Raw genomic sequence first — 25,699 nt, 5'->3', positions numbered from 1 at the left:
CGGAACCGGGATCGGGTCGGGACCGAGCCAGGGCCAGGAACCGGGAGCCGGACCCGGGGCGCGCCCCGCCGGCTCCGCCGCTCACCGGCGGACCTGCGCCAGGGCCCGTTCCAGGAGATCGGGGGCCTGCTGTGGGAGCCAGACCACCCGGGGGTCGCGGCGGAACCACGACTCCTGCCGGCGGACGAACCGGCGCGTCGCCCGGACCGTCTCCTCCCTGGCCTGCTCCTCGGTCCACTCCCCGGCCAGGAAGCGCAGCACCTGGGCGTAGCCGAGCGCACGACCGGCGGTCCGCCCTTCGGCCAGGCCCCGCCCCGCCAGCTCCCGGACCTCCTCCACCAGCCCGGCCCGCCACATGCGGTCCACCCGGAGCGCGACCCGCTCGTCCAGCACGGGCCTGGGCACCTCGACGCCGAGCTGCACGCTGTCGTAGACCGCGTCGTAGGAGGGCATCGAGGCGGAGAACGGCCTCCCGGTCAGCTCGACGACCTCCAGCGCGCGGACGATCCTGCGGCCGTTGCTCGGCAGGATCGCCCCGGCCGCCTCCGGGTCCAGGCCGCGCAGCCGCTCGTGCAGCGGAGCCGGGCCGTGCGCCTCCAGCTCGGCCTCCAGCCGGGCCCGGATCCCCGGATCGGTGCCGGGGAACTCCAGGTCGTCGAGGGCGGCCCGCACGTAGAGCCCGGACCCGCCGACCAGGATCGGTACCACCCCCCGGGCCAGCAGGTCGTCCATCAGCGGCCGCACCCGCTCCTGGTACTCCGCCACGCTCGCCGTGCGCCGCACGTCCCAGACGTCCAGCAGGTGGTGCGGGACCCCGCGCCGCTCCTCCATCGTCAGTTTCGCCGTGCCGATGTCCATGCCCCGGTAGAGCTGCATGGAGTCGGCGTTGATCACTTCGCCCCCCAGTTCCAGGGCGAGATCGACGGCGAGATCGGACTTTCCGGCCGCCGTGGGACCGACGACGGCGATGACGGGTAGCTGAGGCACGGGATAAGTGTCCCAACACCGGGAAGGGTCTGCGGATGGCGGCGCCCGCGACGGCGCACCGCCGCATCCGACCAGCAGTCACAGGGGGATCGCCATGTCCGTCTTCGACCGGGGCAAGGACCTGATGGGCGAGCACTCGGACAAGATCGAGGAGCTCGCCGAGCAGGGCATCGACAAGGGTGAGCAGGCCGCCGGGCAGAGGTTCGCCGGGCACGAGGAGCATGTCGGCATGGCCGCCGACAAGGCCAGGGAGATGGCCGAGGGCATCGACGGCCGGACCGACCCGGCCCCGGACGCCCGGAACGCACCGGAGGCCGGGCAGAACGGCTGACCTCCGGCGGAGCCGTCCGGGCGCGCCCCGGACGGCCCCGCGCCCGGCTCCGGCCTCCCCGCGCCCTCGCTCCGGTCTGCCGGCCCCTGAGCTCCCCGCGCTCGGCTCCGGCCTCCCGGGCCCGGACTCCCCGCACCCTCGCTCCGGTCTGCCGGCCCACGGCCCGGGCCGTCACCCGGCTCCCGGCCCTCCGGGTGCTCAGTCCCAGTCGAGCGTCGGCTGCAGGTAGCCCTCCAGGGTCAGCAGCCACCGCTTGGACTCCACGCCCTCTCCTCCGCTGAACCCGCCCAGGCCGTTGCCCGCCACCACCCGGTGGCAGGGCACGATGACCGGGACCGGGTTGGCGCCCATGATCGACCCGATGGCCCGGGCCGGCACGCCCGTCCCGCTGCGCGCGGCCAGCTCGCCGTACGTCACCGCGCGGCCGTACGGCACCGTCTCGTGCAGCGTGCCGAGGACCGCGCGCTGCACGGGGGTGGTCAGCCGCCAGTCGACGCGGGCGGCGAAGACCCGCAGCTCCCCCGCGTAGTAGGCGGCCAGCTCACCGAGCACGGGAGCGGTCCGCTCCGGGTCGTCCACCTCGGTCAGGCCGGACCGGGCCGGCAACCGCGCCCTGAGCCGGCCGCCGTCGCCCCAGCACACGCCCGCCACCCCGTCCCCGGTGACGGCGACGGACATCTCGCCGAGCGGGGTCGGCACGCTTCCGAAGGCCACGGTTCCTAGCATTGAGATCGTGTCCCTTCGCGAACTCGTCGTCCTCGGCACCTCCAGCGCCGTTCCCACCCGACACCGTAACCACAACGGCTATCTGCTGCGCTGGGACGGGCAGGGTTTCCTGTTCGACCCCGGCGAGGGCACCCAGCGCCAGATGCTCCACGCGGGCACGAGCGCCCACGACATCACCTGGATCTGCGTCACCCACTTCCACGGCGACCACTGCCTGGGCGTGCCCGGGATCGTCCAGCGCATCGCCAGGGACGGCGTCGGGCATCCCGTCCAGGCCGCCTACCCGGCGAGCGGGGAGACCTACTGGCGCCGGCTGCGCCACGCCGCCGTCTTCGCCGACACCTCCGTGATCGCCGAGCGCCCCGTCTCCGGACCGTCCGCGTCCTTCGACGCGGGCCCGGTCGCCCTCACCGCGCGTCCGCTCTCCCATCCCGTCGAGTCGTACGGCTACCGCGTCGACGAGCCGGACGGCCGCCGGATGCTCCCCGAGCGGCTGCGGGAGCGGGGCGTCCGCGGGCCCGCCGTCGGCGAGCTCCAGAGGACCGGTGCGGTGACCGCGCCGGACGGCTCCACCGTGCGGCTGGAGGAGTGCAGCGAGGTCCGCCGCGGGCAGAGCGCCGCGTTCGTCATGGACACCCGCCTGTGCGACGGGGTGTTCGCGCTCGCCGAGGGGACGGACCTGCTGGTGATCGAGTCGACGTTCCTGTCGGCGGAGTCGGAGCTGGCCGCGCGGTACGGCCACCTCACCGCCGGGCAGGCCGGCCGGGTGGCGGCCGAGTGCGGGGTCCGCCGCCTGGTCCTGACCCATGTCTCCGAACGCTACGGCGCGGACGACGAACCCCGTTTCCTGGACGAGGCCCGCGCGGCCTTCGGCGGTGACGTCGTCCTGGCCCACGACCTGCTGCGGGTGCCCGTGCCCGGGCGCGCCTGACCCTCCCGTCCGGCGCCGGGAGTCAGGCGCCCCGCGACCGGAGCCCGGCCACGACGTAGCCGACGCCGTAGGGGGCGTCGTGGTAGAGGACCTCGCCGCTGAACGGGCCCCCCGTCCCGGCTGCGGCGGCGAGGACGTGGAAGGCCGCCCGGCCCGCGACCCAGAGCTCCGCGGCCTCGGCGGGGTCGAGGTCCGGCACCTCTCCCCGGGCGAACGCGCCGGCGATCTCCTCGTCGTACGGCCGCGCGCGGGCGTCGAGGTAGCCCGGCGACTTCTCGGTCAGGCGGGCCGAGCCGTCGCCCATGACCAGCATCGCCACCCGCCCGGCCCGGTCCGCCAGACGCCCGCCCAGGGCCGCGCACTCCTGGCGGGAGGCGTCGAAGGGCACCGCGTGGAACCCGGCGGCGGCCAGGCCGCCCGCCTCCAGCAGCCGGCGGCCGATCGTCAGTGAGAGCGGCAGGACCGGCTCGCCCGCACCGGTCCGGACGTCCACCCCCCAGGGAGCGAGGCTCCCGGCGGCGTCGGGCCCGTGGTCCGCGGCCTCGTCGGCTCCGCCGACGACCACGACGGCGTCGGGCCGCGCGTCCCGCAGGCCGTCCACGGCGGCCGCGCAGGCCGCCCGGAGCCCGTCGAGCTCACCGGCGGCGGCCCCGGCCAGTTCGGGGACCAGCAGCGGGGGGTGCGGGCAGACGGCGGCGGCGACGAGCACGCCGCCAGACTAGCCCAGAGCGGTTCGCCGGGTGAGCCCCCCACAGGGCGCGACCGGCGGGACCCGCACCGGATCACCCGTGGGGCCCGCGCCGGTCCGGCCCGCGGGGCCCGCACCGGTTCAGCCCGTGGGGCCCTGCGGGGCGACGAAGCCGGGGGCGCCGTCGGAGCGCGGGTCGGTGTAACTCTCCTCGCCCTGCTGGGACGGCGCGCCGCTCTGCTTCTCCCGGGCCGGGGTGGAGGGCTTGGCGCGCGAGGCGCCGGAGTCCCCACCGGAGGTGCTCGCGGTCGAGCCGCCGGAGCCCGACCCGGCGGAGCCTGCGGAGGAATCACCGGAGGACCCGCCGGACCCGCCGGACGATCCGCCGGAGGCGTCCTCCTCCGTCCCACCGGAGGCGTCCTCCTCCGATCCGCCGGAGGCGTTCCGGTCCTGGTCCTCACCGGCCGGCGCACCGTCCTCGCCGGCGGGCTCCTGCCGCTCGTCCTTTCCGGCCCCGGGCGACTGCGGCACCGAGACGGAACCGCCCTCGTCCCCGGAGGAGGCGAAGGTGTAGGCGGCGACGCCGCCCACCAGGAGCACGGCCGCGGCGGAGGCGGCGGCTATGGCCAGACCGCGCCTCCCCCCGGGGGCCGGGGCCCGTCCGCGGCCGGATCCGCGCCGGGATCCGCGGCCGGGACCGGTGAGGGTCTCCGTTTCCTCGCGCTGTTCGGGACGGTCGGGGCTGGAGGGGACGTGCATTCGACAACTCCCTGCGGTTCTCGGGGAAACCTCCACGGCTTCCGCGGGTGCCGAATCACACTAGCCACAGCAGGGAAATGCTCGCGCCGCAACCACACAATGATCACGACTTGTCATCTTTTCCGCGGACCCGCCCGAACCCGCCCGCAGGGCGGGCCCGTACCGCCCCCGGAAGCCGGAGCCGGGCCCGTCCACCGGCCCGCGGGAGGTGGAGCCGGGCCCGTACGGCTTCAGGAGCCGATGGAGCAGCCCGGGGTCTCCTGTGCGACGGGAGCGGGCCGGCCGATCGACGGCATGCCCAGCATGACGCCGGAGGCGGCGCCCGCGGGAGCGGACCGGCGGGCCTCCCAGGCGTCGCCCGCGCGGGTCCGGCGGAGGCTCAGCGCGGGCCCGTCGGCCACCAGGTGGTGCGGTGCGGCGTAGGTGACCTCGACGCGGACCATGTCACCCGGGCGCGGGACCTCGTCACCCGGGACGAAGTGCACCAGGCGGTTGTCGGGGGCCCGGCCGGACAGGCGGCGGGTCGCCTCGTCCTTGCGGCCCTCGCCTTCGGCCACCAGCACCTCGAGAGTCCGGCCGACCTGCTTCTTGTTCTCCGCCCAGGAGATCTCGTTCTGCAGCTCGACCAGCCGGTCGTAGCGCTCCTGCACGACCTCCTTGGGGATCTGGCCGTCCATCGTGGCGGCGGGCGTGCCCGGCCGGATGGAGTACTGGAAGGTGAAGGCGTTGGCGAAGCGCGACTCCCGCACCACGTCCAGCGTGGCCTGGAAGTCCTCCTCGGTCTCGCCGGGGAAGCCCACGATGATGTCGGTGGAGATGGCCGCGTCCGGCATGGCCGCGCGCACCCGCTCGATTATGCCCAGGTAGCGCTCGGCCCGGTAGGAGCGGCGCATCGCCTTCAGGACCCGGTCGGAGCCGGACTGCAGCGGCATGTGCAGCTGGTGCATCACGTTGGGCGTCTCGGCCATGGCCGCGATGACGTCGTCGGTGAAGGCCGCCGGGTGCGGGCTGGTGAAGCGGACCCGCTCCAGGCCCTCGACGTCGCCGCAGGCCCGCAGGAGCTTGCCGAAGGCGAGCCGGTCGCCGAACTCGACGCCGTAGGTGTTGACGTTCTGGCCCAGCAGGGTGATCTCCAGGACGCCCTGGCCGACCAGGGTCCGGACCTCGGCCAGGACGTCTCCGGGACGGCGGTCCTTCTCCTTGCCGCGCAGCGAGGGCACGATGCAGAAGGTGCAGGTGTTGTTGCACCCGACCGAGACCGAGACCCAGGCGGCGTAGGCGGACTCGCGCTTGGTCGGCAGCGTGCTCGGGAAGGTCTCCAGGGACTCCTTGATCTCGACCTGGGCCTCCTGCGCGATGCGCGCGCGCTCGAGGAGGACCGGCAGCGAGCCGATGTTGTGCGTGCCGAACACCACGTCGACCCAGGGCGCCCGGCGGACGATCTCGCCCTGGTCCTTCTGCGCCAGGCAGCCGCCCACGGCGATCTGCATGCCGGGGTTGTCGGTCTTCGCCGGTCGCAGGTGGCCGAGGTTGCCGTAGAGGCGGTTGTCGGCGTTCTCCCGGACGGCGCAGGTGTTGAACACGACCACGTCGGCCGTCTCCCCCTCGGCCGCGGGGACGTATCCCGCGTCCTCCAGCAGGCCCGACAGGCGCTCGGAGTCGTGCACGTTCATCTGGCACCCGTAGGTACGAACCTCGTACGTGCGGGCGCTCTCCACGGTGACAGTCATCTCAATACACAAGGGTAGGCGCTTCTCCGACCTCGCGGAGCCCCCGATCATGCCCGGTCCGCCCCTCTCGCGGGGGTGTTCGGGCAGGTCGTGACCGGATCGGTACCGCAGGGTTAGCACGGGGTGCCCTTCACCGAATTACGTTGTCCTCCATGACGGAGAACGGGGACGCGACTCCTCTTGTCGTGCTCGAAGGGGTCAACAAGCACTTCGGCAGCCTCCACGTGCTGCGTGACATCAACCTCACGATCTCGCGCGGCGAGGTGCTGGTCGTCATCGGTCCCTCCGGAGGGGGCAAGTCCACGCTGTGCCGGGCGATCAACCGGCTGGAGACCGTCGACGGCGGGACGATCACGTTCGACGGGCAGCCGCTGCCCGCCGAGGGGAAGGCGCTGGCCAGGCTCCGCTCCGAGGTCGGCATGGTGTTCCAGTCCTTCAACCTGTTCGCCCACAAGACGATCCTGGAGAACGTCACGCTCGGGCCGATCAGGGTCCGGGGCGTCGCCAGGGCGCAGGCCGAGCAGCGCGGCATGGAGCTGCTGGAGCGGGTCGGCATCGGCAGCCAGGCGTCGAAGTACCCGGCGCAGCTGTCCGGCGGCCAGCAGCAGCGCGTGGCCATCGCCCGCGCGCTGGCCATGGAGCCCAAGATGATCCTGTTCGACGAGCCGACCTCGGCGCTGGACCCGGAGATGGTCCAGGAGGTGCTCGACGTCATGGTCGGCCTCGCCCGTGACGGCATGACGATGATGGTCGTCACCCACGAGATGGGCTTCGCGCGGCGCGCGGCCAACCGCGTGGTGTTCATGGCCGAGGGGCAGATCGTCGAGGAGAACACCCCCGACGAGTTCTTCACCGCCCCCAGGACCGACCGGGCCAAGGACTTCCTCTCCAAGATCCTGACGCACTGACCGTCTCCCGGGCAGGCTGTTCATTCCGACGACGACGAAGAAGAGGAAACGGAACATGCGAGTAATGCGTATCGGTGCGGCGATCGCCGCGGCGGGTGCGCTCACCCTGGGCCTCGCGGCCTGCGGGAGCGACAGCGGCGGCGGCGGTGGCGACACCACGGCCTACACCACGGTCGTCGACAAGGCCAAGGGCGCCAAGAAACTGGTCGTCGGCACCAAGTGGGACCAGCCGAGCCTGGGCCTGAAGACCGGCGCCGAGCCGGAGGGCTTCGACGTCGAGGTCGCCAAGTACGTCGTCAAGGAGCTCGCGGGCGGCGCCGACGTCGAGATCGAGTGGAAGGAGTCCGCGTCGTCCAACCGCGAGGCCTTCCTCGCCAACGGCACCGTGGACATCATCTTCGCGACCTACTCGATCACCGACAGCCGCAAGGAGAAGGTGACCTTCGGCGGGCCGTACATCGTGGCCCACCAGGACGTCATGGTCCGCGCCGACGACGCCAAGATCACCAAGCCGCAGGACCTGGCGGGCAAGCGCATCTGCCAGGCGGCCGGTTCCAACTCCTACAAGCGGATCACCGACCCGCCGCCGGACGGCGAGCTGGACCTGGACGCCCAGCTGGTGGGCGCCGCCAACTACTCCGAGTGCGTGCAGAAGCTCGGCGGCAACAACCTGGACGCGGTGACGACCGACGACCTGATCCTGGCGGGCTTCGCCAAGCAGGCCGGCGGCGGTTTCAAGATCCTCGGCCAGCCGTTCACCGACGAGAAGTACGGCGTCGGCCTGAAGAAGGGCGACACCAAGACGTGTGAGGCCGTCAACGCGGCGATCACCAAGATGTACCAGGACGGCACCGCGCAGAAGCTGTTCGACAAGTGGTTCGCGGGAGCCCAGGGCCTCAAGCCCCCGACGGGCGCCCCGCAGTTCGAGCCCTGCGCGTAGTCCGGCCTCACGTGGCGGCCGGTGACCCCCGACCGGGGGCGCCGGCCGCCGCCGTCTTCGCTGTGGAGCACCATTGAATGACCTGATCAAGTACGCGCCGGACCTCGCGCTGGGCTTCCTGGAGAACATGAAGATCGCAGCGATGTGCGCCGTGCTCTCCCTCGTCCTCGGCACGGTCCTGGTCTCGATGCGCGTGGCGCCGACACCGGTCCTGCGCGCGGCCGGGACCCTCTACGTCAACATCGTGCGCAACACCCCGCTCACCCTGGTGCTGGCGTTCTCCGCGCTCGGGCTCAGCGACACCCTGGGGCTGACCCTCTCCCAGGTCCCGAGCACCAACTCGTTCTGGCTGGTCGTGCTGGGCCTGTCGGCCTACACCGCGGCCTTCGTCTGCGAGGCGCTGCGCTCGGGCATCAACACGGTCCCGCTCGGGCAGGCCGAGGCGGCGCGCGCCATCGGGCTCACCTTCCTGCAGTCCCTGCGGCTGATCATCCTGCCGCAGGCGTTCCGCACGGTGATCGCCCCGCTCGGCAGCGTGATCATCGCGATGATCAAGAACACCACGGTGGCGGTCGCGGGCGGCTACCTCGCCGAGTCGGCGTTCGTCATGAAGGACACCTTCGACGACACGGGCGTCTCGATCCCGATCTTCATCGGCATCGCGGCGGCGTTCATGGCGGTGATCCTGCCGATCGGCTTCTTCACCGGCTGGCTGGGCCGGAGACTGGCGGTGGCCCGATGAGCAGCGCCTCCCTCCTGTTCGACGCGCCGGGCCCCCGCGCCCGCGCGCGCAACGCCGTCTACACGGTCGCCGCCCTGGCCGCGATCGCCGCGATCCTGTACTTCGTCTACGCCAAGTTCGACGAGAAGGGCCAGTGGGAGGGCAGGATCTGGGAGCCCTTCCTGCAGTGGGGCACCTGGGAGACGCACATCTTCCCGGGCCTGCTCGGCACGTTGAAGGCGGCGGGCCTGGCCGCGGTCCTCGCGTTCGTCTTCGGTGCCGTGTTCGGCCTGGCCCGCCTGTCCGACCACGCCTGGATCAGGGTCCCCGCCGGCGCGGTCGTGGAGGTCTTCCGGGCCATCCCGCTGCTGCTGCTGATCTTCTTCATCTTCTATCTGGCGCCCAGCATCCTGGGCGGCGCCGACTACGCCTTCATGGCGGTGGTCGCCGGCCTGACCCTCTACAACGGGTCGGTGCTGGCCGAGGTGGTCAGGGCGGGCGTGCTGTCGGTGCCCCGGGGCCAGTCCGAGGCGGCCTACGCCATCGGCCTGCGCAAGAACCAGGTCATGCGGATGGTCCTGCTGCCCCAGGCGGTGACCGCGATGATGCCGGCGATCGTGAGCCAGCTCGTCGTGCTGCTCAAGGACACCGCGCTGGGCTACATCATCGCCTACGTGGACCTGCTCAACACGGGCTTCAAGATCCTGCCCGCGGTCTTCTTCGGCTCGCTCATCCCGGCGGCGATCGTCATCGGGGTCATCTACGTCGGTCTCAACCTGCTGCTGAGCGCCCTGGCGACGTGGCTGGAGAAGCGCAGCCGGCGCAGCCGGAAGACCTCCGCCGCCCCGGTCGCCCCGCCCGGCGCGGTGGGCGTGCCCGGGGGCGGCGCCTCCGCGGTGGACTGACCCGGCCGAGGGACGGGCGGCCGACCGGGCCGCCCGTCCCTCGGCGCCGGTCCGGACGTCTCCCCGCGGTCTCCGCCGTCCCCCTCGCCTCCGGCCCCCCGGACGCGTCCCGCCTCCCTGCGATCCCCGGCCCGGACGCGTCCCGCCTCCCCGCGGTCTCCGCCGTCTCTCGCCTCCGGCTCCCACCCGGACGGGACGGCGGATCCGGGAACGTCCGAACGTCATACCGGCGACACGCGACGCGTTATCGGGCAGGATTACGGCATGCCCGCAGAGCGTGATCTCCTGCCGTACGCCGCCTGGCCCTCCCCCGTCTCCACCGCCGACGTCGCCCGCTCCGGGCTGCAGCTCGCCTTCCCCGCCGTGCTCGGCGACGAGGTGTGGTGGACCGAGGACCGCCCCGCCGAGGGCGGGCGGACCACGATCATGCACCGGGGCGCCGACGGCGTCCGCCGGGAGCTGCTGCCCGCGCCGTGGAGCGCCAGGACCCGCGTCCACGAGTACGGCGGGCGGTCCTACGCGGTGGTCCCCGGCGAGGGCCCCGGTGAGGGTGCGGGCCGGAGCGTCGTCTTCGCCAACCTGGCCGACCAGCGCCTCTACCTCCTGACCCCCGGCGCCGAGCCGCGGCCGATCACGCCGGAGCCGGAACGGGAGGCGGGGCTGCGCTACGCCGACCTGACCGTCCGCGACGGGCAGGTGTGGTGCGTCCAGGAACGGCACGACGGCGGCGACGACGGCGACGGTGACGGCAAGGTCAGCCGGTCGATCGTCTCCGTCCCGCTGCACGGCGGCGCCGAGCCCCGCGAGCGGGTCTCCGGGAGCGACTTCTACGCCTCCCCCGTGCTGTCCCCCGACGGCGAGCACCTGGCCTACATCTGCTGGAACCACCCGCTCATGCCGTGGAACGGCACCGAGCTGCGGATCACCCGACTGGCCGACGGCGCCTCCTGGACCGTCAAGGGCGGTGTCACCGAGTCCGTGCTCGCCCCGCAGTGGCGCGACGACCGGCACCTCTACCTGGTCTCCGACTGGTCGGGCTGGTGGAATCTCTACCAGGTCGGGATATTCGGCACATCCCCGCAGGCGATCCACCCCGCCGAGGAGGAGTTCGCCGGACCGCTGTGGCAGCTCGGCGGCTCGCCGTACGCCGTGCTGGACGACGGGCGGCTCGCGGTCCTGCACGGGCAGGGGGAGCTGCGGCTGGGCCTCCTCGACCCGGCCGACGGCACGCTGACCGACCTCGACGTGCCCTACGACGGCTGGCTGCCCGCCCTGGCCGCCGACGGGCGCACGCTCGCCGGGATCGGGTACGGCCCGGCGATCCCCCAGTCGGTCGTCCGGGTGGACACCGTGACCGGTCGGGTGGAGGGGCTCCGGCGCGACGTCGACGAACTGCCCGACATCGCCTACCTGCCCGTCCCGCGCACCGTGGAGATCGAGGGGCGGTTCGGCCGCCGGGTGCACGCCCACGTCTACCCGCCGTCCAATCCGGAGGCCCGCGGCGACGGCCCGCCGCCGTACGTCGTGTTCGTCCACGGCGGCCCCACGGGTTACAGCCCGACGGCGCTCGACCTGAAGAAGGCGTTCTTCACCAGCCGCGGCATCGGCGTTCTGGACCTCAACTACGGCGGCTCCACCGGGTACGGCCGCGCCTACCGCGAGCGGCTGCGCGGCCAGTGGGGGGTGGTCGACGTGGAGGACGCGATCGCGGCGGCCGAGTGGCTGGCCGAGGAGGGCCTGGCGGATCCGGCGCGCATCGCGATCCGGGGCGGCAGCGCGGGCGGCTGGACCGTCATGGCGGCCTGCGCGCGCTCCGGCGCCTTCGCCGGGGGCGTCTCCTACTACGGGGTGAGCGCCCTCGGCCCGTTCGCCGAGACCACCCACGACTTCGAGTCCCGCTACATCGAGTGGCTGGTCGGCCCCTCCGACCCCGCCCTGTACGGCTCCCGCGAGCCCCTGGGGCAGGTCGCCGGGGTGACCTGCCCCATGCTGCTGCTGCAGGGCCTGTCCGATCCCGTGGTTCCGCCGGCCCAGTCGGAGGCGTTCGCCGACGCCCTCGCCGAACGCGGGGTGCCCTGCACGTACCTCACCTTCGAGGGCGAGTCCCACGGCTTCCGCCGCGCCGAGACCCGCAGTGCGGCGCTCGCCGCCGAGCTGGCCTTCTACCAGCAGATCTTCTTCACCTGACGGCCCTCGCCTCCTTGACTCCCCCGGCCCCTTCCAGCCTCCACCCGATCCCCGCTCCGGTCCCGCCCCGATCTTCTCCATCCGGACGGCCGCGAAGCCTTCCCACCTGAGCCGCCCCCAGCCCTTCCGCCCGAACGGTCCTGCGGCGATCACGCCGGGACGGCCCCTCCGCACGCCGCCCCGGCGCCCGGGGCGGTTGACCCGTGCCCGCACAGCTTCTATGGTTCATTAGTGGAGTAACGAACCATAGAAGCAGGTGCCATGTTCGATGACCGGAGCCCGATCTATCGGCAGATAGCCGATCGCATCAAGGCGGACGTGCTGAGCGAGGCGCTCAAGGGCGATGAGCAGGTCATGTCCACCAACCAGTACGCCGCCTTCTACCGGATCAACCCGGCCACGGCGGCCAAGGCGTTCCAGCAACTGGTCGAGGAAGGCGTCCTCTACAAGAAACGAGGTATCGGCATGTTCGTCAGCCCGGACGCCCGGGACGCGCTCAGGGCCGAGCGCAGGGAGAACTTCTTCACCGACGTGGTCGACCCGATGGTCGCCCAGGCCAAGACCGTCGGGATCCCGCTCGGCGACGTGATCGAGCGCATCAAGCAGCTGGAGGAGCGATGAGGATCGACGTCGAGGACCTGGTGCTGCGCTACGGCGACGTCACGGCGCTGGACGGGCTGACGCTCAGCCTGGAACCCGGGAAGATCTACGGGCTGCTCGGTCGCAACGGCTCGGGCAAGACGAGCCTGCTCTCGGTGCTGGCCGGCTTCCGCAGGCAGACGGCGGGCGACGTGCGGATCGACGGGCGGCCGGTGTTCGAGAACGGGTCCGTCACCGGCCGGATCAGCCTGATCCGGGACACCGGCGAGACCGTCGACATCGGCAGCGCCGAAGACGCGATCTTCTTCGCCGAGTGGCTCCGCCCGGACTGGGACGGCGATTACGCCCGCTCGCTGCTGGACCTGTTCGGGATCGACCCGAAGAAGAACGTCAAGGAGATGTCCAAAGGGCAGCGCTCGGCGGTGGGCGTGGTGATCGGCCTGGCCGGCCGGGCGCCGCTGACCATGTTCGACGAGTCCTACCTGGGCATGGACGCCCCCTCCCGGCAGGCGTTCTACGACGCGCTGCTCGCCGACTACATCGCCCACCCCCGCACGATCGTCCTCTCCACCCACCTCATCGAGGAGGTGAGCTCGCTCTTCGAGGAAGTCGTGATCATCGACAGGGGCCGGCTGGTCGTGCACGAGGAGAGCCAGGCCCTGCTCTCCAGGGGAACGGCCGTGACCGGGCCCACCGCGCAGGTCGACGCCTTCACCGCCGGGCTGACCGTGCTCGGCGCCAGGCAGCTCGGGCCGACGAAGTCGGCGATGCTCTACGGCGACCTCGACGACGTCCGGCGCGGGGAGGCCGCCGCGGCCGGGCTCGAACTCGGCCCGATCGACATGCAGGACCTGTTCATCCACCTGACCGGAGGCCCCGGAACCTCCAGAGCCGAAGCACCCCCCGCCGCAGAGCTCCGCACCGGAGAGACCCGATGAGATTCCCCACCCGGCTCCTCGCCGCCCACTCCTACTTCGCCCTGCTGCTGTTCGCCGCCTACGTCGCGGTCGTCGCCGTGATCGCGGTCGGCGTCGACGTCTTCGGCACGCTCAACCGGAGCGCGTGGGAGGCCGCCGTCCAGCTGCCCCGGTGGTACGCCCTGTTCGTCGGGGTGGCCCTGATCAGGGAGTACCTGCCGCTCTACCTCGCGCACGGGCAGACGCGCCGCCAGTTCGGTGCGCAGGCCGCCGTCACCATCGCCCTGTTCGCCCCGTTCCTGTCCGCCCTGATCACGGTCGGCTACCTGCTGGAGACCCTGCTCTACGGCCTGGCCGGCCGACCTCAGGTGATCGACCGGGTCCACCTGTTCACCGAGCCGACCCAGGCGCCGCTCGTCTTCGCCGAGTACCTGGTCGAGTTCGTCGCCTGGATCGTGGCCGGCGCCTTCATCGCGGCCGGCTTCTACCGCTGGCAGGGCGGCGGGCTGCTGCTGATCCCGGTCGGCATCGGCCTGTGGATCCTCGTCGAAGGAGCGATCGGCAAGGAGCTGCGGCTGCCCTTCATCGGGGACCGCCTCTCCGGCCTCTCCGCGGACCTGCCCCAGTCGACGGGCCTGGCACTCGGCGTGGGCCTGGGCGTCTTCGTGTTCGGCCTCGCGGCGACCTGGGCGATCATCCGCGACGTGCCGCTGCGCAACCGCTAGCGGGGAGGGGCCCGACCGCCCCTCCCCCACGGTGCTTCTCCGACGGGCGGACCCGGTGGCGCGGGACGTCAGCGGGCGAACTCGGTCGCCCGGGACTCACGGACCACGGTGATGCGGATCTGCCCCGGGTAGGTCAGCTCCTCCTCGATCTGCTTGGCCACGTCCCGGGCGATGACCGACGCCTGGATGTCGTCCACCGCGTCCGGCTTGACCATGACCCGGATCTCCCGGCCCGCCTGCATGGCGAAGACCTTCTCCACGCCCTCGTAGGACTGGGCGATCTCCTCCAGCCGCTCCAGTCGCTTGACGTAGGCCTCCAGCGACTCGCGCCGCGCGCCCGGACGGCCGCCGCTGATCGCGTCGGCGGCCTGCGTCAGGACCGCCTCGACCGTGCGGACCTCGACCTCGTTGTGGTGCGCCTCGATGGCGTGGACGACGTCCTCGTGCTCGCCGTACCGGCGGGCGATCTCCGCGCCGATCAGCGCGTGGCTGCCCTCGACCTCGTGGGTGAGTGCCTTGCCGATGTCGTGCAGCACCGTGCAGCGCTTGAGCAGCATCTGGTCCAGCTTGAGCTCGGCGGCCATGATCCCGGCGATGTGGGCGGACTCGACGAGATGGCCGAGGACGTTCTGCCCGTAGGAGGTGCGGTAGCGCAGCTGGCCGAGCAGGGTGACCAGCTCGGGGTGCATGTCGGTGATGCCGAGCTCCACCAGGGCGTCCTCGCCCGCGCGCACGCACAGCTCCTGCACCTCCGCCCGGCTGCGCTCGTAGGCGTCCTCGATGCGCTGGGGGTGGATGCGCCCGTCCAGCACGAGCTTCTCCAGCGTGAGCCGGGCCGTCTCCCGCCGCACCGGGTCGAAGCAGGACAGCAGCACCGCCTCGGGCGTGTCGTCGATGATCAGATTGACGCCGGTGGTCGACTCGAAGGCGCGGATGTTGCGGCCCTCGCGGCCGATGATGCGGCCCTTCATCTCGTCGCCGGGCAGGTGCAGCACGCTCACCACGGACTCGGCGGTCTGCTCGGTGGCCACCCGCTGCACCGCCAGGGTGACGATCTTGGTGGCGCGCTTCTCGCCCTCCCGGCGCGCCTCGCTCTCGATCTCCCGGACGATCAGCGCGGCCTCGCGCTTGGCCTGGTTCTCGATCTCCATGACCAGCTCGGCCTTCGCCTGCGCGCCGGTCAGCCCGGCCACCCGCTCCAGGACCGCCCTGCGCTCCTCGGCGACCCTGTCGAGCTCCGCCCGGCGGTCGGCCAGCTCGGTCTCCGTCTCGGCGAGCTTGCGGGCCCGCTCGGCCTGGCGTCTGGCCTCCTCGTCGAGCCGCTGCTCCCGCTCCGCCAGGCGGTTCTCCCTGCGCTCCAGGTCGGCGCGGAGCTCCTTGAGCTCGAACTTGAGCACCTTGGTCTCGGCCTCGACCTCCCTGCGCATCTGGGAGGCGCTCTCCTCCGCCGCCTCGGAGCGGCGGAGAATCTCCCCGGCCTCCCGCTCGGCCCGGCTGCGGAGCTCCTCCGCCTCGCGCCGGACCTCCTCCAGCTCGGCGTGGACCTCCTCGAGCTGCTCGGGAGAGGGCCCCGCCGCTCTGCCGAACCCGGCCCCGGTACGGCGGAGCAGCAGGACCAGCAGGGTTATCGTCGCCCCGGCAAGAACCACAAGCGTCCCCGCCAACATGACGACCACAACTGGCTCCATGCGCGCCCCGCCCTCCTCGCTTCAGCCAAGCACACGAGGGGTCACACGCACGGCACGGAGAGCCCAGCGGTACAGCCACCAGGACAGGTATCAACCCAGGACCGGCACCGCGCCGGCTCCTCTCGCCGACACCTCGCCCGCCCGTGCCGTCAAGCTCACACGTCCGTAGTTCACCGTTATGACAATCCGCACTGCGCGGAGTAACTCCTCACTGGAGTCGAGATTAAGCGTCGAAGAGGTAACGGGCAAGCAAAGACCCGCTGGCCCGCGTGTTCTCCTCACGCGAACGGAAGATCCGGATCGTCGGGAACGACCGGATCATCCGCCTCCTCGCTCTCCAGCACCTCCCGGATGACGCGGAAGGCCAGACCGGGGCCGTATCCCTTGCGGGCGAGCATGCCCGCCAGCCGCCGCGTCCGGACGGCGGGCTCCAGCCCCCGGGTGGCGCGAAGCTTGCGCGCCACGAGACGGCGGGCGGTCTCGGCCTCCTGCTCGGGGTCGAGCTGCTCGACCGCCTCCTTGACGGTGTCCTCGTCCACCCCGCGGTGCCGGAGCTCCGAGGCCAGCGCGCGCCGGGCCAGCCCCCGCCCGGTGTGGCGCGAGCTCACCCACGCCGCCGCGAACGCCTCGTCGTCGATGAGGCCGACCTCGGAGAACCTCTCCAGCACGGCCTCGGCCGCGTCCTCGGGGACCTCGCGTTTGCGCAGGGCCTCCGCGAGCTGCGCCCGGGTGCGCGGCGCCATGGTCAGCAGGCGCAGGCAGATCGCCCGCGCCACCGCCTGCGGATCCGCCGGAGGCCCCTGACCCGCCGGAGAGCCCTCGGCGGGGCCGTCGGGGAGGAACCCTCCGCCTTCGTCCCGGACCCCGCTCCCCCCGCCGCCCTCCGGCACGCCGCGCCGCCTCCGGCCGCCGCGCCGGCCCGTCCGGGCGGGACCGGGCTCGGGCCGGTCAGGCCAGGCTCCCCAGTCCCCCGGTCCGGTCTCACCGGCCGGACCGGGGTCAGGTCCCGTCACCGATCGCCTCCAGTGTGGCGGCCCCGGTCTTCAGACCGGGGTCCTTGACCATCCCTCGGCCCGGATCAGGCGTCACCGGGCTTGGCCGCGGCGGCCGCCTTGGAGCCCCGGCCGGAGGCGGCGGGAGCCGCGGGGGCGGCGGGCGGCGGGGTGGCGGGGGCGTCCACCCGCGGGCCGACGCCGAGCTTCTCCTTGATCTTCTTCTCGATCTCGTTCGCCGTGTCGGGGTGGTTGCGCAGGAAGTTGCGGGCGTTCTCCTTGCCCTGACCGAGCTGGTCGCCCTCGTAGGTGTACCAGGCGCCGGACTTGCGGACGAAGCCGTGCTCGACGCCCATGTCGATCAGGCCGCCCTCACGGGAGATGCCGACGCCGTACAGGATGTCGAAGTCGGCCACCCGGAAGGGCGGGGCCATCTTGTTCTTGACGACCTTCACCCGGGTGCGGTTGCCGACCGCCTCGGTGCCGTCCTTCAGCGTCTCGATGCGGCGGATGTCGAGACGGACCGAGGCGTAGAACTTCAGCGCCTTTCCACCGGTCGTGGTCTCGGGCGAGCCGAACATGACGCCGATCTTCTCGCGGAGCTGGTTGATGAAGATCGCGGTGGTGCCGGTGCTGTTGAGCGCGCCGGCGACCTTGCGCAGGGCCTGCGACATCAGGCGGGCCTGGAGGCCGACGTGGCTGTCGCCCATCTCGCCCTCGATCTCGGCCTTCGGCACCAGGGCCGCGACCGAGTCGATGACCAGCAGGTCGACGGCGCCCGAACGGATCAGCATGTCGGCGATCTCCAGCGCCTGCTCACCGGTGTCGGGCTGGGAGACGAGCAGCGCGTCGGTGTCGACGCCCAGCTTCTTGGCGTATTCCGGGTCGAGGGCGTGCTCGGCGTCGATGAACGCGGCGATGCCGCCCGCGCGCTGGGCGTTGGCCACCGCGTGCAGCGCGACGGTGGTCTTACCGGAGGACTCCGGGCCGTAGATCTCGACGATGCGACCGCGCGGGAGCCCGCCGATGCCGAGGGCGACGTCGAGGGAGATGGACCCGGTCGGGATCACTTCGATGGGTGCGCGGGTCTCGTCGCCGAGACGCATGACGGAGCCCTTGCCGAACTGCCGCTCGATCTGAGCGAGCGCGGTCTCGAGCGCCTTCTCGCGGTCGTTAGCTGCCACTGGGAGCCCCCTGGAGGGTTGTGGGTCGGATCGGTGTTGCCAGAAAGCTACGGGGTGCCACCGACATTTTCCGGAGAGCACGCCACTAGGGCTGACCCGTCCAATATAGCCGAACGGCTGTTCGATCGAGGATCAACCGCGTCACCCGTGCCACCGGGTCGCGATCCCCCGCCGCGCGGCCGTCCGCTCCCCCCGGTGACGTTCCCGGGCATCCCGTCAGACCTGTTGCGACCCGGCCGACCTGGGGGAATCCTGGAGGGGAACCGGGCCGGAAGGTGCTCCGCCTGACGGATGCGTTCAGCCGGCGGCGCCCGGCCCGCCTCGGGTCCCTGGCCGCGGAGCCTCCCGGGCGGGGCCCGGTCGGCCGCATGCTCGGAGGCGGTGATCCCGTGCCGCGGGTGCGGACGGGGACGTGCCGTCGCCCTACCGCAGCCGGGAGTCGACGCTCACCACTCCGCAGACCGCGTGCCAGACCTCCTTGGCCGCGATGCCGTCGGCCAGCGCCTGGGTCACCGTCCGGCCGCCCAGCTCCGCGATGACGTAGTCGCGGGCCCACGACTCGGCGTAGGGATCGCCGAAGTGCAGCTTCATCCGGTTCCAGAAATCCGACAGGCGCATCCCTCCAGTATGGGTCCCCGGGGGACGTGACCGGGCTGCGACGGGATCCGCCCTCAGATGATCCGCTCTCGGATCCCTCGGACGATGCGCCCTCAGATGACGTGGGAGCCGTACATCTCGCCGAGGGGGTCGGCGAGCAGCTCCAGGCGCGTCCCGTCGGGGTCGCGGAAGTAGATCGAGGCGCCGCTCTCTATCTGGTGCGGCACGCCCGCGGCCTCCAGCCTGCCCCGCAGCCGCTCCCAGGTCGACGGGTCGACCGAGATCGCGATGTGGTGGAGGCCGCCGAGGACCTCGGCGTAGGGGGCGAGGTCCAGGCCGGGGAAGTCGAAGAAGGCCAGCAGGTTGCCGTTGCCGACGTCGAAGAAGAAGTGGTTGGAACCCCGGTAGTCGCGGTTCTCGAATATCTCGGTGAGGGGGAACTCCAGCAGGTCCTGGTAGAAGGCGATCGTCCGCTCGACGTCGGAGCAGATCAGGGCGAAGTGGTGCAGCCCCCGGGCGCTGCTGGGCGGGCGGTGCGCCCGCAGGTGCTCGGCCCTGATCCGCTCGCGCGCCGTCTCGATGGCCGGATAGTCGATGCTCATCGCCTGACCCATCATCTCCGTGTGCCGGTTGCCCGCGTGCCGTGTCTGAGCTATCTCTCCGTGCCGGGAGTGACTCAACCTTTCCGGACCGTCATGCCACCGTCACTCCCGCCCGTCACTCCGGGCCGTCCCGTCCCGGCGGATCCCGGCCGTCACACCGCGCGGGCCGCCGCCCGTCCGGCCCCGCGCCCGTCCGCCCGTCGCGCCGCAGGCCGTCGCGCCGCAGGCCGTCATTCCGTCACTCCATGGTGGCGACGATCTCCTGCACGATCTCCATGGACGTTCCCGGGTGCAGGAACGCGAACCGGGCGACGGTCTCGCCCTCCCAGCCGGTCGGGGTGACGAAGCCGATCTGCCCGGCCAGCAGCCGCTCGGACCACTCGTGGTAGTCCCGCGCGGTCCACCCGGTCCGGCGGAACAGCACCGCCGACAGCTCCGGTTCGCGGATCAGCTCCAGGTACGGGGTCCCGCCGACCAGCCGCGCGGTCTCGCGGGCCAGGGACAGGCCCTTCTCGACGGCCTCGGTGTAGGCGTCCGTGCCGTTGACGGCCAGGGAGAACCAGAGCGGCAGGCCCCGGGCGCGGCGCGTCAGGTGGTAGGCGTAGTCGGTCGGGTTCCACTCGTCGCCCCCGGTGTGCAGGACGTCGAGGTAGGAGGCGTCCTGGGTGTGCACGGCGCGGGCCAGGCGGGGCTCGCGGTAGAGCAGCGCCGCGCAGTCGAAGGGCGCGAACAGCCACTTGTGCGGGTCCACGACGAAGGAGTCGGCGTGCTCGATCCCGGCGTAGCGGTGGCGGACGGAGGGGGCGAACAGGCCCGCGCCGCCGTACGCGCCGTCCACGTGGAACCAGAGGCCGCGCTCGCGGGCGACCTCGGCGACCCCGGCGAGGTCGTCGATGATCCCGGCGTTGGTGGTGCCGGAGGTGGCGACCACGGCCATCACGTCCGACGGGTCGGGATCGGCGGCCAGAACGGCGCGCAGGGCGTCGCCGGTCAGGCGGTGGTCGAGGGAGGGGACGACGAGGGCGTCCACGTCGATGATGCGCAGGGTGTTGGAGATCGAGGAGTGCGCCTGGTCGCTGACGGCGACGCGCAGGCGTCCTCCGGGACGGGTGCGCCGGGCGGTGTCGCGGGCCACGACGAGGGCGGAGAGGTTGCCCGCCGAGCCGCCGGAGACGAAGCAGCCGCCCGCTCCGGCGGGCATCCCGGCCCGGTCCGCGAGCAGGCGCAGGACCTGGTTCTCCGCGGCGATCGCGCCGGAGGCCTCCAGCCAGGAGATGCCCTGCAGCGAGGCACAGGAGACGACCATGTCGAACAGGAGCGCGGCCTTGGTCGGCGCGGCCGGGATGAAGGACAGGAAGCGCGGGCTGTCGGCGGAGATGACCGCCGGGGCCAGCTGCGTGGCGTAGACGTCCAGGACCTTCTCGGGGTCGGTGCCCGCGGCGGTGATGATCCCGTCCAGCGCCGCGTCGAGCTTGTCCTTGATCCCGGGATGGTCGAGGGGGACGGGATCGAGGGAGAGCCGGTCCCTCATGTAGTCGAAGACCAGGTTCGTCAGGCGCTCGTCGTAGCTGTGCACCCGAGAAGTATGGAGACAAAACAGTTAAAACAACCAATAGCCATTATGGACACCGCAACAGGGGTTTTTCTCCGTCTCGTACGGTTGCCGGGCGGCGCCGGTTCTGTCGGTGCCGCCCGGCAGTATGGAAACGTGACCGGATCAGCGCTCGACCACTTCACCCAGGTGACCAGGGAATGGTTCGCCGGGGCCTTCGCCGCGCCGACCGCCGCCCAGCAGGGGGCGTGGGAGTCGATCGCCCGGGGGGACAACACGCTGGTGGTCGCGCCGACCGGGTCCGGCAAGACCCTGGCCGCGTTCCTGTGGTCCCTCGACCGCCTGGCCGCCGAGCGCACGGCGGGCCCGCGCGCGCAGGCCCCGGCCGATCCGCAGGCCCCGGCGGGCCCTCGGGCCGCGATCGGCGCGGAGACCCCGGCCGCCGCTCGGGACGCCGCAGCCGGGGGGACGGCGGCTGATACGGCCGGGCGGCGGCGCTCCCGGGCGAAGGCCGGTGGCGCGAAGGGCGCGGCGGAGGACGGGGCTCCCCCGCGGTGCCGGGTGCTCTACGTCTCGCCGCTCAAGGCCCTGGCGGTGGACGTCGAGCGCAACCTGCGCGCGCCGCTGGCCGGGCTCGAGCAGACCGCCCGGCGGCTCGGCCTGCCGGTGCCGGAGATCTCGGTGGCGATCCGGTCCGGCGACACCTCCGCCGAGGAGCGCCGCAGGTTCGCGGCCAGGCCCTCCGACATCCTCATCACCACCCCGGAGTCGCTGTTCCTGCTGCTGACGAGCCAGGCCCGCGAGGCGCTGCGCGGTGTGGAGACCGTCATCGTCGACGAGGTCCACGCGGTGGCGGCCACCAAACGCGGCGCGCACCTGGCCCTCAGCCTGGAGCGGCTCGACGCCCTGCTCCGGCGCCCCGCGCAGCGCATCGGCCTGTCGGCCACCGTGCGCCCGGTGAGCGAGGTGGCCGCGTTCCTCGGCGGGCCCCGCCCCGCGACCGTGGTGCAGCCGCCTTCGGAGAAGGTCGTCGAGGTCGAGGTCGTCGTCCCGGTCGAGGACATGACCGAGCTCGACACCGCGCCCCGGCCGGGCGCCGGCGACGACGCGTGGCCGGAGCGGCCGCCGGCCCGGCGGACGATCTGGCCGCACGTCGAGGAGCGGCTCCTCGATCTGATCGGCGGTCACCGTTCGACGATCGTGTTCGCCAACTCCCGCCGGCTCGCCGAACGGCTCTGCGCCCGTCTCAACGAGCTGGCCGCCGAGCGGTCCGCCGCCGGGAGCGACACCTCCCCCGCCCCGGTCTCCACCCCGGCCGAGATGATGGCCCAGGCGGGGGCGGGCGCGGGAGCGCCGCCGGAGATCGTGCGGGCCCACCACGGCTCGGTGTCGAAGGAGGAGCGCGCCCAGATCGAGGAGGCGCTCAAGTCCGGGCGGCTGCCCGCCGTGGTGGCGACCTCCAGCCTGGAACTCGGCATCGACATGGGCTCGGTCGACCTGGTCGCGTGCGTGGAGGCGCCGCCGAGCGTGGCGAGCGGCCTGCAGCGCATCGGCCGGGCCGGGCACCAGGTGGGCGCGGTCTCACGCGGGGTGATCTTCCCCAAATACCGCGGCGACCTGGTCCAGACGGCCGTGGTGGCCGAGCGGATGAAGCGGGGCGAGATCGAGGAGCTGCGCTACCCGCGCAACCCGCTCGACGTGCTCGCCCAGCAGATCGTCGCGATGACCGCGCTGGAGGAGTGGACCGTCGACGAGCTGGAGGCGGTGGTCCGCCGCGCCGCGCCGTACCGGACGCTGCCCCGCAGCGCGCTGGAGGCGACGCTCGACATGCTCGCCGGGCGCTACCCCAGCGAGGAGTTCGCCGAGCTGCGCCCGCGCGTCGTCTGGGACCGGGTCACCGGCGTCCTGCAGGGGCGGCCCGGCTCCCAGCGGCTGGCCGTCACCAGCGGCGGCACGATCCCCGACCGGGGCCTGTACGGCGTGTTCCTCGTCGGGGAGAAGGCCTCCCGGGTGGGCGAGCTGGACGAGGAGATGGTCTACGAGTCCCGGGCGGGTGACGTCTTCGTGCTGGGTGCGACCTCCTGGCGGATCGAGGACATCACGGCCGACCGGGTGCTGGTCTCCCCCGCCCCCGGGCAGCCCGGCAAGCTGCCCTTCTGGCACGGCGACACCCCGGGCCGCCCGGCCGAGCTGGGCCGGGCGATCGGCGCCTTCCTGCGCGAGCTGTCCGCGGCGGACGCCGAGGCCGCGCCCGCCCGGGTCAGGGCGGCCGGCCTGGACGCCTTCGCCGCGGCCAACCTGCTGTCCTACCTGGCCGAGCAGCGCGAGGCCACCGGATACGTGCCGGACGACCGCACCCTCGTGGTCGAGCGGTTCCACGACGAGCTGGGCGACTGGCGCGTGGTGGTGCACTCGCCGTACGGCGCGCGGGTGCACGCCCCGTGGGCGCTGGCGATCGGGCGGCGGCTGCGCGAGCGATACGGAGTCGACGTGCAGGCCGTGCACTCCGACGACGGGATCGTGCTGCGCATCCCCGACACGCTCTCCGACCCGCCCTCGGACGTCGCGGTCTTCGACCCCGAGGAGATCGAGCGGATCGTCACCGAGGAGCTCGGCGGCTCGGCGCTGTTCGCCTCCCGGTTCCGCGAGTGCGCCGGGCGGTCCCTGCTGCTGCCGCGCCGCAGCCCGGGGAGGCGGACCCCGCTCTGGCAGCAGCGGCAGCGGGCCTCCCACCTGCTGGGCGTGGCCGGCCGCTACGGCTCGTTCCCGGTCGTGCTGGAGACCATGCGCGAGTGCCTGCAGGACGTGTTCGACGTGCCGGGGCTGGTCCGCCTCATGCGGGACGTCGCGGCACGGCGGGTGCGCCTGGTCGAGGTGGAGACGTCCCAGGCGTCGCCGTTCGCGGCGTCCCTGCTCTTCGACTACGTCGGCGCGTTCATGTACGAGGGGGACGCCCCGCTGGCCGAGCGCCGCGCGCAGGCGCTCGCGCTCGACACGAGCCTGCTGGCCGAGCTGCTCGGCCAGGCCGACCTGCGCGAGCTGCTCGACCCCGACGTGATCGCCGACACCGAGCGCGAGCTGGCCCGGCTGGACCGGCCGCTCCGCGACGCCGAGGACGTCGCCGACCTGCTCCGCTCCCACGGTCCCCTGCTCTCCGCCGACGTGAGCCTGCGCGGGGGCGACCCGGCCTGGCTGGACGGCCTGGAGGCGGCCCGGCGGGCGATCCGGGTGCGGGTGGCCGGGCAGGAGCAGTGGGCCGCGGTCGAGGACGCCGCCCGGCTGCGCGACGCGCTCGGCACGCCGCTCCCGGTGGGCCTGCCGCACGCCTTCCTGGAGCCGGTGGACGATCCGCTCGGCGACCTCCTGTCCCGGCACGCCCGCACGCGCGCGCCCTTCTCCGCCTCCGCCGCCGCGGCCAGGTTCGGGCTGGGCCCGGCCGTCGTCGCCGACGCGCTGCGCCGCCTGGCGGCCGCCGGCCGCGTGGTGAGCGGCGAGTTCCGGCCCGGCGGCCGGGGCGAGGAGTGGTGCGACGCGGGCGTGCTGCGCATGCTGCGCCGCAGGTCGCTGGCGCGGCTCCGCAAGGAGGTCGAGCCGGTTCCGCCGGAGGTCCTGGCCGCGTTCTCCCCCGCCTGGCACGGGATCACCGGCACCGCGCGCCGGGGCAGGCCGCCGGTCGACGCGCTGGTGGACGCCATAGAGCGGCTCCAGGGCGCGGCGGTGCCCGCCTCGGCGCTGGAGACGCTGGTCCTGCCCTCCCGGGTGCCGGGTTACGACCCTTCCCTGCTGGACGGGCTGACCTCCTCCGGCGAGGTGGTCTGGGCCGGGCAGGGCTCGCTGCCCGGCGGGGACGGCTGGGTCTCCCTCTACTTCGCCGACACCGCCCCGCTGCTGCTCCCCGCTCCCCTGGAGATCACCACGACCCCGCTGCACGAGGCGGTCCTGGAGGTCCTCGCCGGCGGGGGCGCGCTGTTCTTCCGCGAGCTGGCGGGCCGGACCGGCACCCTGTCCGGGGAGGTCCCCGACGACAGGGCCCTGGTGGCGGCGGTGTGGGACCTGGTGTGGGCGGGACGGGTCACCGGCGACACCCTGGCCCCGTTGCGGGCGGTGCTCGGCACCGGGCGGCCCGCGCACCGCCCGGCGGCCACCCGCAGGCGGCGGGCGGTGCTGCCCACCCGGAGCGGCCCGCCGACCGTGGGCGGGCGCTGGTGGCTGCTGCCCGCCCCGGCCGAGGACGCCACCCAGCGGGCGCACGCCCAGGCGGAGGTGCTGCTGGAACGGCACGGCGTGGTGACCCGGGGAGCGGTCGCGGCCGAGCGCCTGCCGGGCGGTTTCTCCGCGGTCTACCAGGTGCTGCGCGCGTTCGAGGAGAGCGGCCGGTGCCGCCGCGGCTACTTCGTCGAGGGCCTGGGCGGCGCCCAGTTCGCCCTGCCCGGGGCCGTCGACCGCATGCGCGCGGCCTCCGCCCCGCCGCCTCCGGCGCCCTGGGACGCGCCCGCGCCGCCGGGGACGACCGACCCGTGGAGCGTCCCCGGTCCGCCCGCCGACCGCGGGCGGGGAGCGGCCGGTCCGTGGGACGCCTCCGCCCCGCGCGGGCCCGGGCCCGTCCCGTGGGACGCCCCCTCCCGCCGCGACGGCGGTGACGGCGGCGGGCGGCGGGCCGTGGTGCTCGCCGCCGCCGACCCGGCCAACCCCTACGGCGCGGCGCTGCCGTGGCCCGCGCATCCGGGGGACGTGTCCCACAAGCCCGGGCGGAAGGCGGGCGCCCTGGTGGTGCTGGTCGACGGGCACCTGGTGCTCTACGTCGAGCGCGGCGGCAAGACCCTGCTGTCGTTCGCCGACGGCGACCGCGTCCGGCCCGCCGTCGACGCCCTGGCGCTGGCCGTACGGGACGGCGCGCTCGGCAGGCTCACGGTGGAGCGCGCCGACGGAGCCGCGATCAACGACTCCCCGCTGGCCGCCGCGCTGGAGGCCGCCGGATTCCACCCGACCCCCCGCGGGCTGCGCCTGCGTTCCTGAGTCCTGTCCCGTA

Annotated in this window: 22 protein-coding genes; 11 read left to right on the top strand and 11 right to left on the bottom strand. The window is 73.3% G+C overall.

All coding sequences use genetic code 11. The features are described from left to right. Positions 1-81: 81 nt before the first annotated feature. Positions 82-987 (bottom strand): tRNA (adenosine(37)-N6)-dimethylallyltransferase MiaA, encoded by a 906-nt coding sequence (gene miaA / locus HS048_RS12705; protein WP_068896912.1) that lies wholly within the window; start codon positions 985-987, stop codon positions 82-84. A 94-nt stretch (positions 988-1,081) separates the two neighbouring features. Between miaA and HS048_RS12700 the strand changes: the two genes are divergently transcribed. Further along, the gene (locus tag HS048_RS12700; protein ID WP_068896913.1) at positions 1,082-1,318 is read left to right on the top strand and encodes an antitoxin; all 237 of its coding nucleotides are present in this window, start codon (positions 1,082-1,084) and stop codon (positions 1,316-1,318) included. A gap of 198 nt (positions 1,319-1,516) precedes the next feature. Here HS048_RS12700 and HS048_RS12695 read toward each other — a convergent pair whose 3' ends face one another. After that, positions 1,517-2,032: a methylated-DNA--[protein]-cysteine S-methyltransferase gene (locus HS048_RS12695; protein ID WP_231647303.1), complete on the bottom strand. Its 516-nt coding sequence runs from the start codon at positions 2,030-2,032 to the stop codon at positions 1,517-1,519. Positions 2,033-2,051: 19 nt separating this feature from the next. On the opposite strand from HS048_RS12695, the gene HS048_RS12690 reads away from it, so the two are divergent. Further along, complete coding sequence (locus HS048_RS12690) at positions 2,052-2,975, top strand: ribonuclease Z (protein WP_068896915.1); 924 nt, start codon at positions 2,052-2,054, stop codon at positions 2,973-2,975. 22 nt (positions 2,976-2,997) lie between these two features. On the opposite strand, the gene HS048_RS12685 is transcribed toward HS048_RS12690, so the two are convergent. From HS048_RS12685 to miaB, 3 genes are all read right to left on the bottom strand, one after another. Next, a complete protein-coding gene (locus HS048_RS12685; RefSeq protein WP_196467051.1) occupies positions 2,998-3,684 on the bottom strand; it encodes a hypothetical protein in 687 nt (228 codons plus the stop codon). Between the two features lie 120 nt (positions 3,685-3,804). Continuing rightward, the gene (locus HS048_RS12680) at positions 3,805-4,422 is read right to left on the bottom strand and encodes a hypothetical protein (RefSeq protein ID WP_196467050.1); all 618 of its coding nucleotides are present in this window, start codon (positions 4,420-4,422) and stop codon (positions 3,805-3,807) included. 230 nt (positions 4,423-4,652) lie between these two features. Continuing rightward, positions 4,653-6,152, bottom strand: coding sequence for a tRNA (N6-isopentenyl adenosine(37)-C2)-methylthiotransferase MiaB (gene miaB / locus HS048_RS12675; RefSeq protein ID WP_068896918.1), 1,500 nt, complete (start codon positions 6,150-6,152; stop codon positions 4,653-4,655). 152 nt (positions 6,153-6,304) lie between these two features. Between miaB and HS048_RS12670 the strand changes: the two genes are divergently transcribed. From HS048_RS12670 to HS048_RS12635, 8 genes are all read left to right on the top strand, one after another. Next, entirely contained in the window at positions 6,305-7,060 is a 756-nt protein-coding gene (locus HS048_RS12670) for an amino acid ABC transporter ATP-binding protein (protein ID WP_068896919.1), read from the top strand. A 55-nt stretch (positions 7,061-7,115) separates the two neighbouring features. Then, the gene (locus tag HS048_RS12665) at positions 7,116-8,000 is read left to right on the top strand and encodes a glutamate ABC transporter substrate-binding protein (RefSeq protein WP_068896920.1); all 885 of its coding nucleotides are present in this window, start codon (positions 7,116-7,118) and stop codon (positions 7,998-8,000) included. 73 nt (positions 8,001-8,073) lie between these two features. After that, positions 8,074-8,742, top strand: coding sequence for an amino acid ABC transporter permease (locus tag HS048_RS12660; RefSeq protein ID WP_255529574.1), 669 nt, complete (start codon positions 8,074-8,076; stop codon positions 8,740-8,742). Then, positions 8,739-9,626 carry an amino acid ABC transporter permease gene (locus tag HS048_RS12655; protein ID WP_196467049.1) on the top strand — a complete coding sequence of 296 codons (888 nt, stop codon included), beginning with the start codon at positions 8,739-8,741 and terminating at the stop codon, positions 9,624-9,626. Before HS048_RS12660 ends, HS048_RS12655 begins: the two co-directional genes overlap by 4 nt. A gap of 264 nt (positions 9,627-9,890) precedes the next feature. Further along, positions 9,891-11,813, top strand: coding sequence for a prolyl oligopeptidase family serine peptidase (locus tag HS048_RS12650; protein WP_196467048.1), 1,923 nt, complete (start codon positions 9,891-9,893; stop codon positions 11,811-11,813). Between the two features lie 261 nt (positions 11,814-12,074). Beyond that, a complete protein-coding gene (locus tag HS048_RS12645) occupies positions 12,075-12,434 on the top strand; it encodes a GntR family transcriptional regulator (protein WP_068896924.1) in 360 nt (119 codons plus the stop codon). Then, entirely contained in the window at positions 12,431-13,351 is a 921-nt protein-coding gene (locus HS048_RS12640) for an ATP-binding cassette domain-containing protein (protein ID WP_196467047.1), read from the top strand. Before HS048_RS12645 ends, HS048_RS12640 begins: the two co-directional genes overlap by 4 nt. Next, entirely contained in the window at positions 13,348-14,055 is a 708-nt protein-coding gene (locus tag HS048_RS12635) for a hypothetical protein (protein WP_068896926.1), read from the top strand. The genes HS048_RS12640 and HS048_RS12635 overlap by 4 nt, the downstream gene beginning before the upstream one ends. 68 nt (positions 14,056-14,123) lie before the next feature. Here HS048_RS12635 and rny read toward each other — a convergent pair whose 3' ends face one another. The 6 genes from rny to HS048_RS12605 all read right to left on the bottom strand — a co-directional run bounded on the left by rny (position 14,124) and on the right by HS048_RS12605 (position 20,694). Next, entirely contained in the window at positions 14,124-15,743 is a 1,620-nt protein-coding gene (gene rny / locus HS048_RS12630) for a ribonuclease Y (protein WP_068896927.1), read from the bottom strand. Positions 15,744-16,021: 278 nt separating this feature from the next. After that, positions 16,022-16,756: a recombination regulator RecX gene (recX, locus tag HS048_RS12625; RefSeq protein ID WP_307832446.1), complete on the bottom strand. Its 735-nt coding sequence runs from the start codon at positions 16,754-16,756 to the stop codon at positions 16,022-16,024. Positions 16,757-16,821: 65 nt separating this feature from the next. After that, positions 16,822-17,919: a recombinase RecA gene (recA, locus tag HS048_RS12620; protein WP_068896929.1), complete on the bottom strand. Its 1,098-nt coding sequence runs from the start codon at positions 17,917-17,919 to the stop codon at positions 16,822-16,824. Between the two features lie 423 nt (positions 17,920-18,342). Beyond that, positions 18,343-18,537 carry a DUF3046 domain-containing protein gene (locus HS048_RS12615; RefSeq protein ID WP_068896930.1) on the bottom strand — a complete coding sequence of 65 codons (195 nt, stop codon included), beginning with the start codon at positions 18,535-18,537 and terminating at the stop codon, positions 18,343-18,345. Positions 18,538-18,629: 92 nt separating this feature from the next. Further along, positions 18,630-19,118 carry a VOC family protein gene (locus HS048_RS12610; RefSeq protein ID WP_196467046.1) on the bottom strand — a complete coding sequence of 163 codons (489 nt, stop codon included), beginning with the start codon at positions 19,116-19,118 and terminating at the stop codon, positions 18,630-18,632. 238 nt (positions 19,119-19,356) lie between these two features. Continuing rightward, the gene (locus HS048_RS12605; RefSeq protein ID WP_196467045.1) at positions 19,357-20,694 is read right to left on the bottom strand and encodes an aspartate aminotransferase family protein; all 1,338 of its coding nucleotides are present in this window, start codon (positions 20,692-20,694) and stop codon (positions 19,357-19,359) included. A gap of 132 nt (positions 20,695-20,826) precedes the next feature. Between HS048_RS12605 and HS048_RS12600 the strand changes: the two genes are divergently transcribed. After that, positions 20,827-25,686, top strand: coding sequence for an ATP-dependent helicase (locus HS048_RS12600; RefSeq protein ID WP_307832445.1), 4,860 nt, complete (start codon positions 20,827-20,829; stop codon positions 25,684-25,686). Positions 25,687-25,699: the final 13 nt, after the last annotated feature.

Origin of the sequence: Planomonospora sp. ID91781 (assembly GCF_015711595.1) — a bacterium.
GTDB classification, from domain to species: domain Bacteria; phylum Actinomycetota; class Actinomycetes; order Streptosporangiales; family Streptosporangiaceae; genus Planomonospora; species Planomonospora parontospora.
This window is presented reverse-complemented; position numbering and strand designations above follow the sequence as displayed.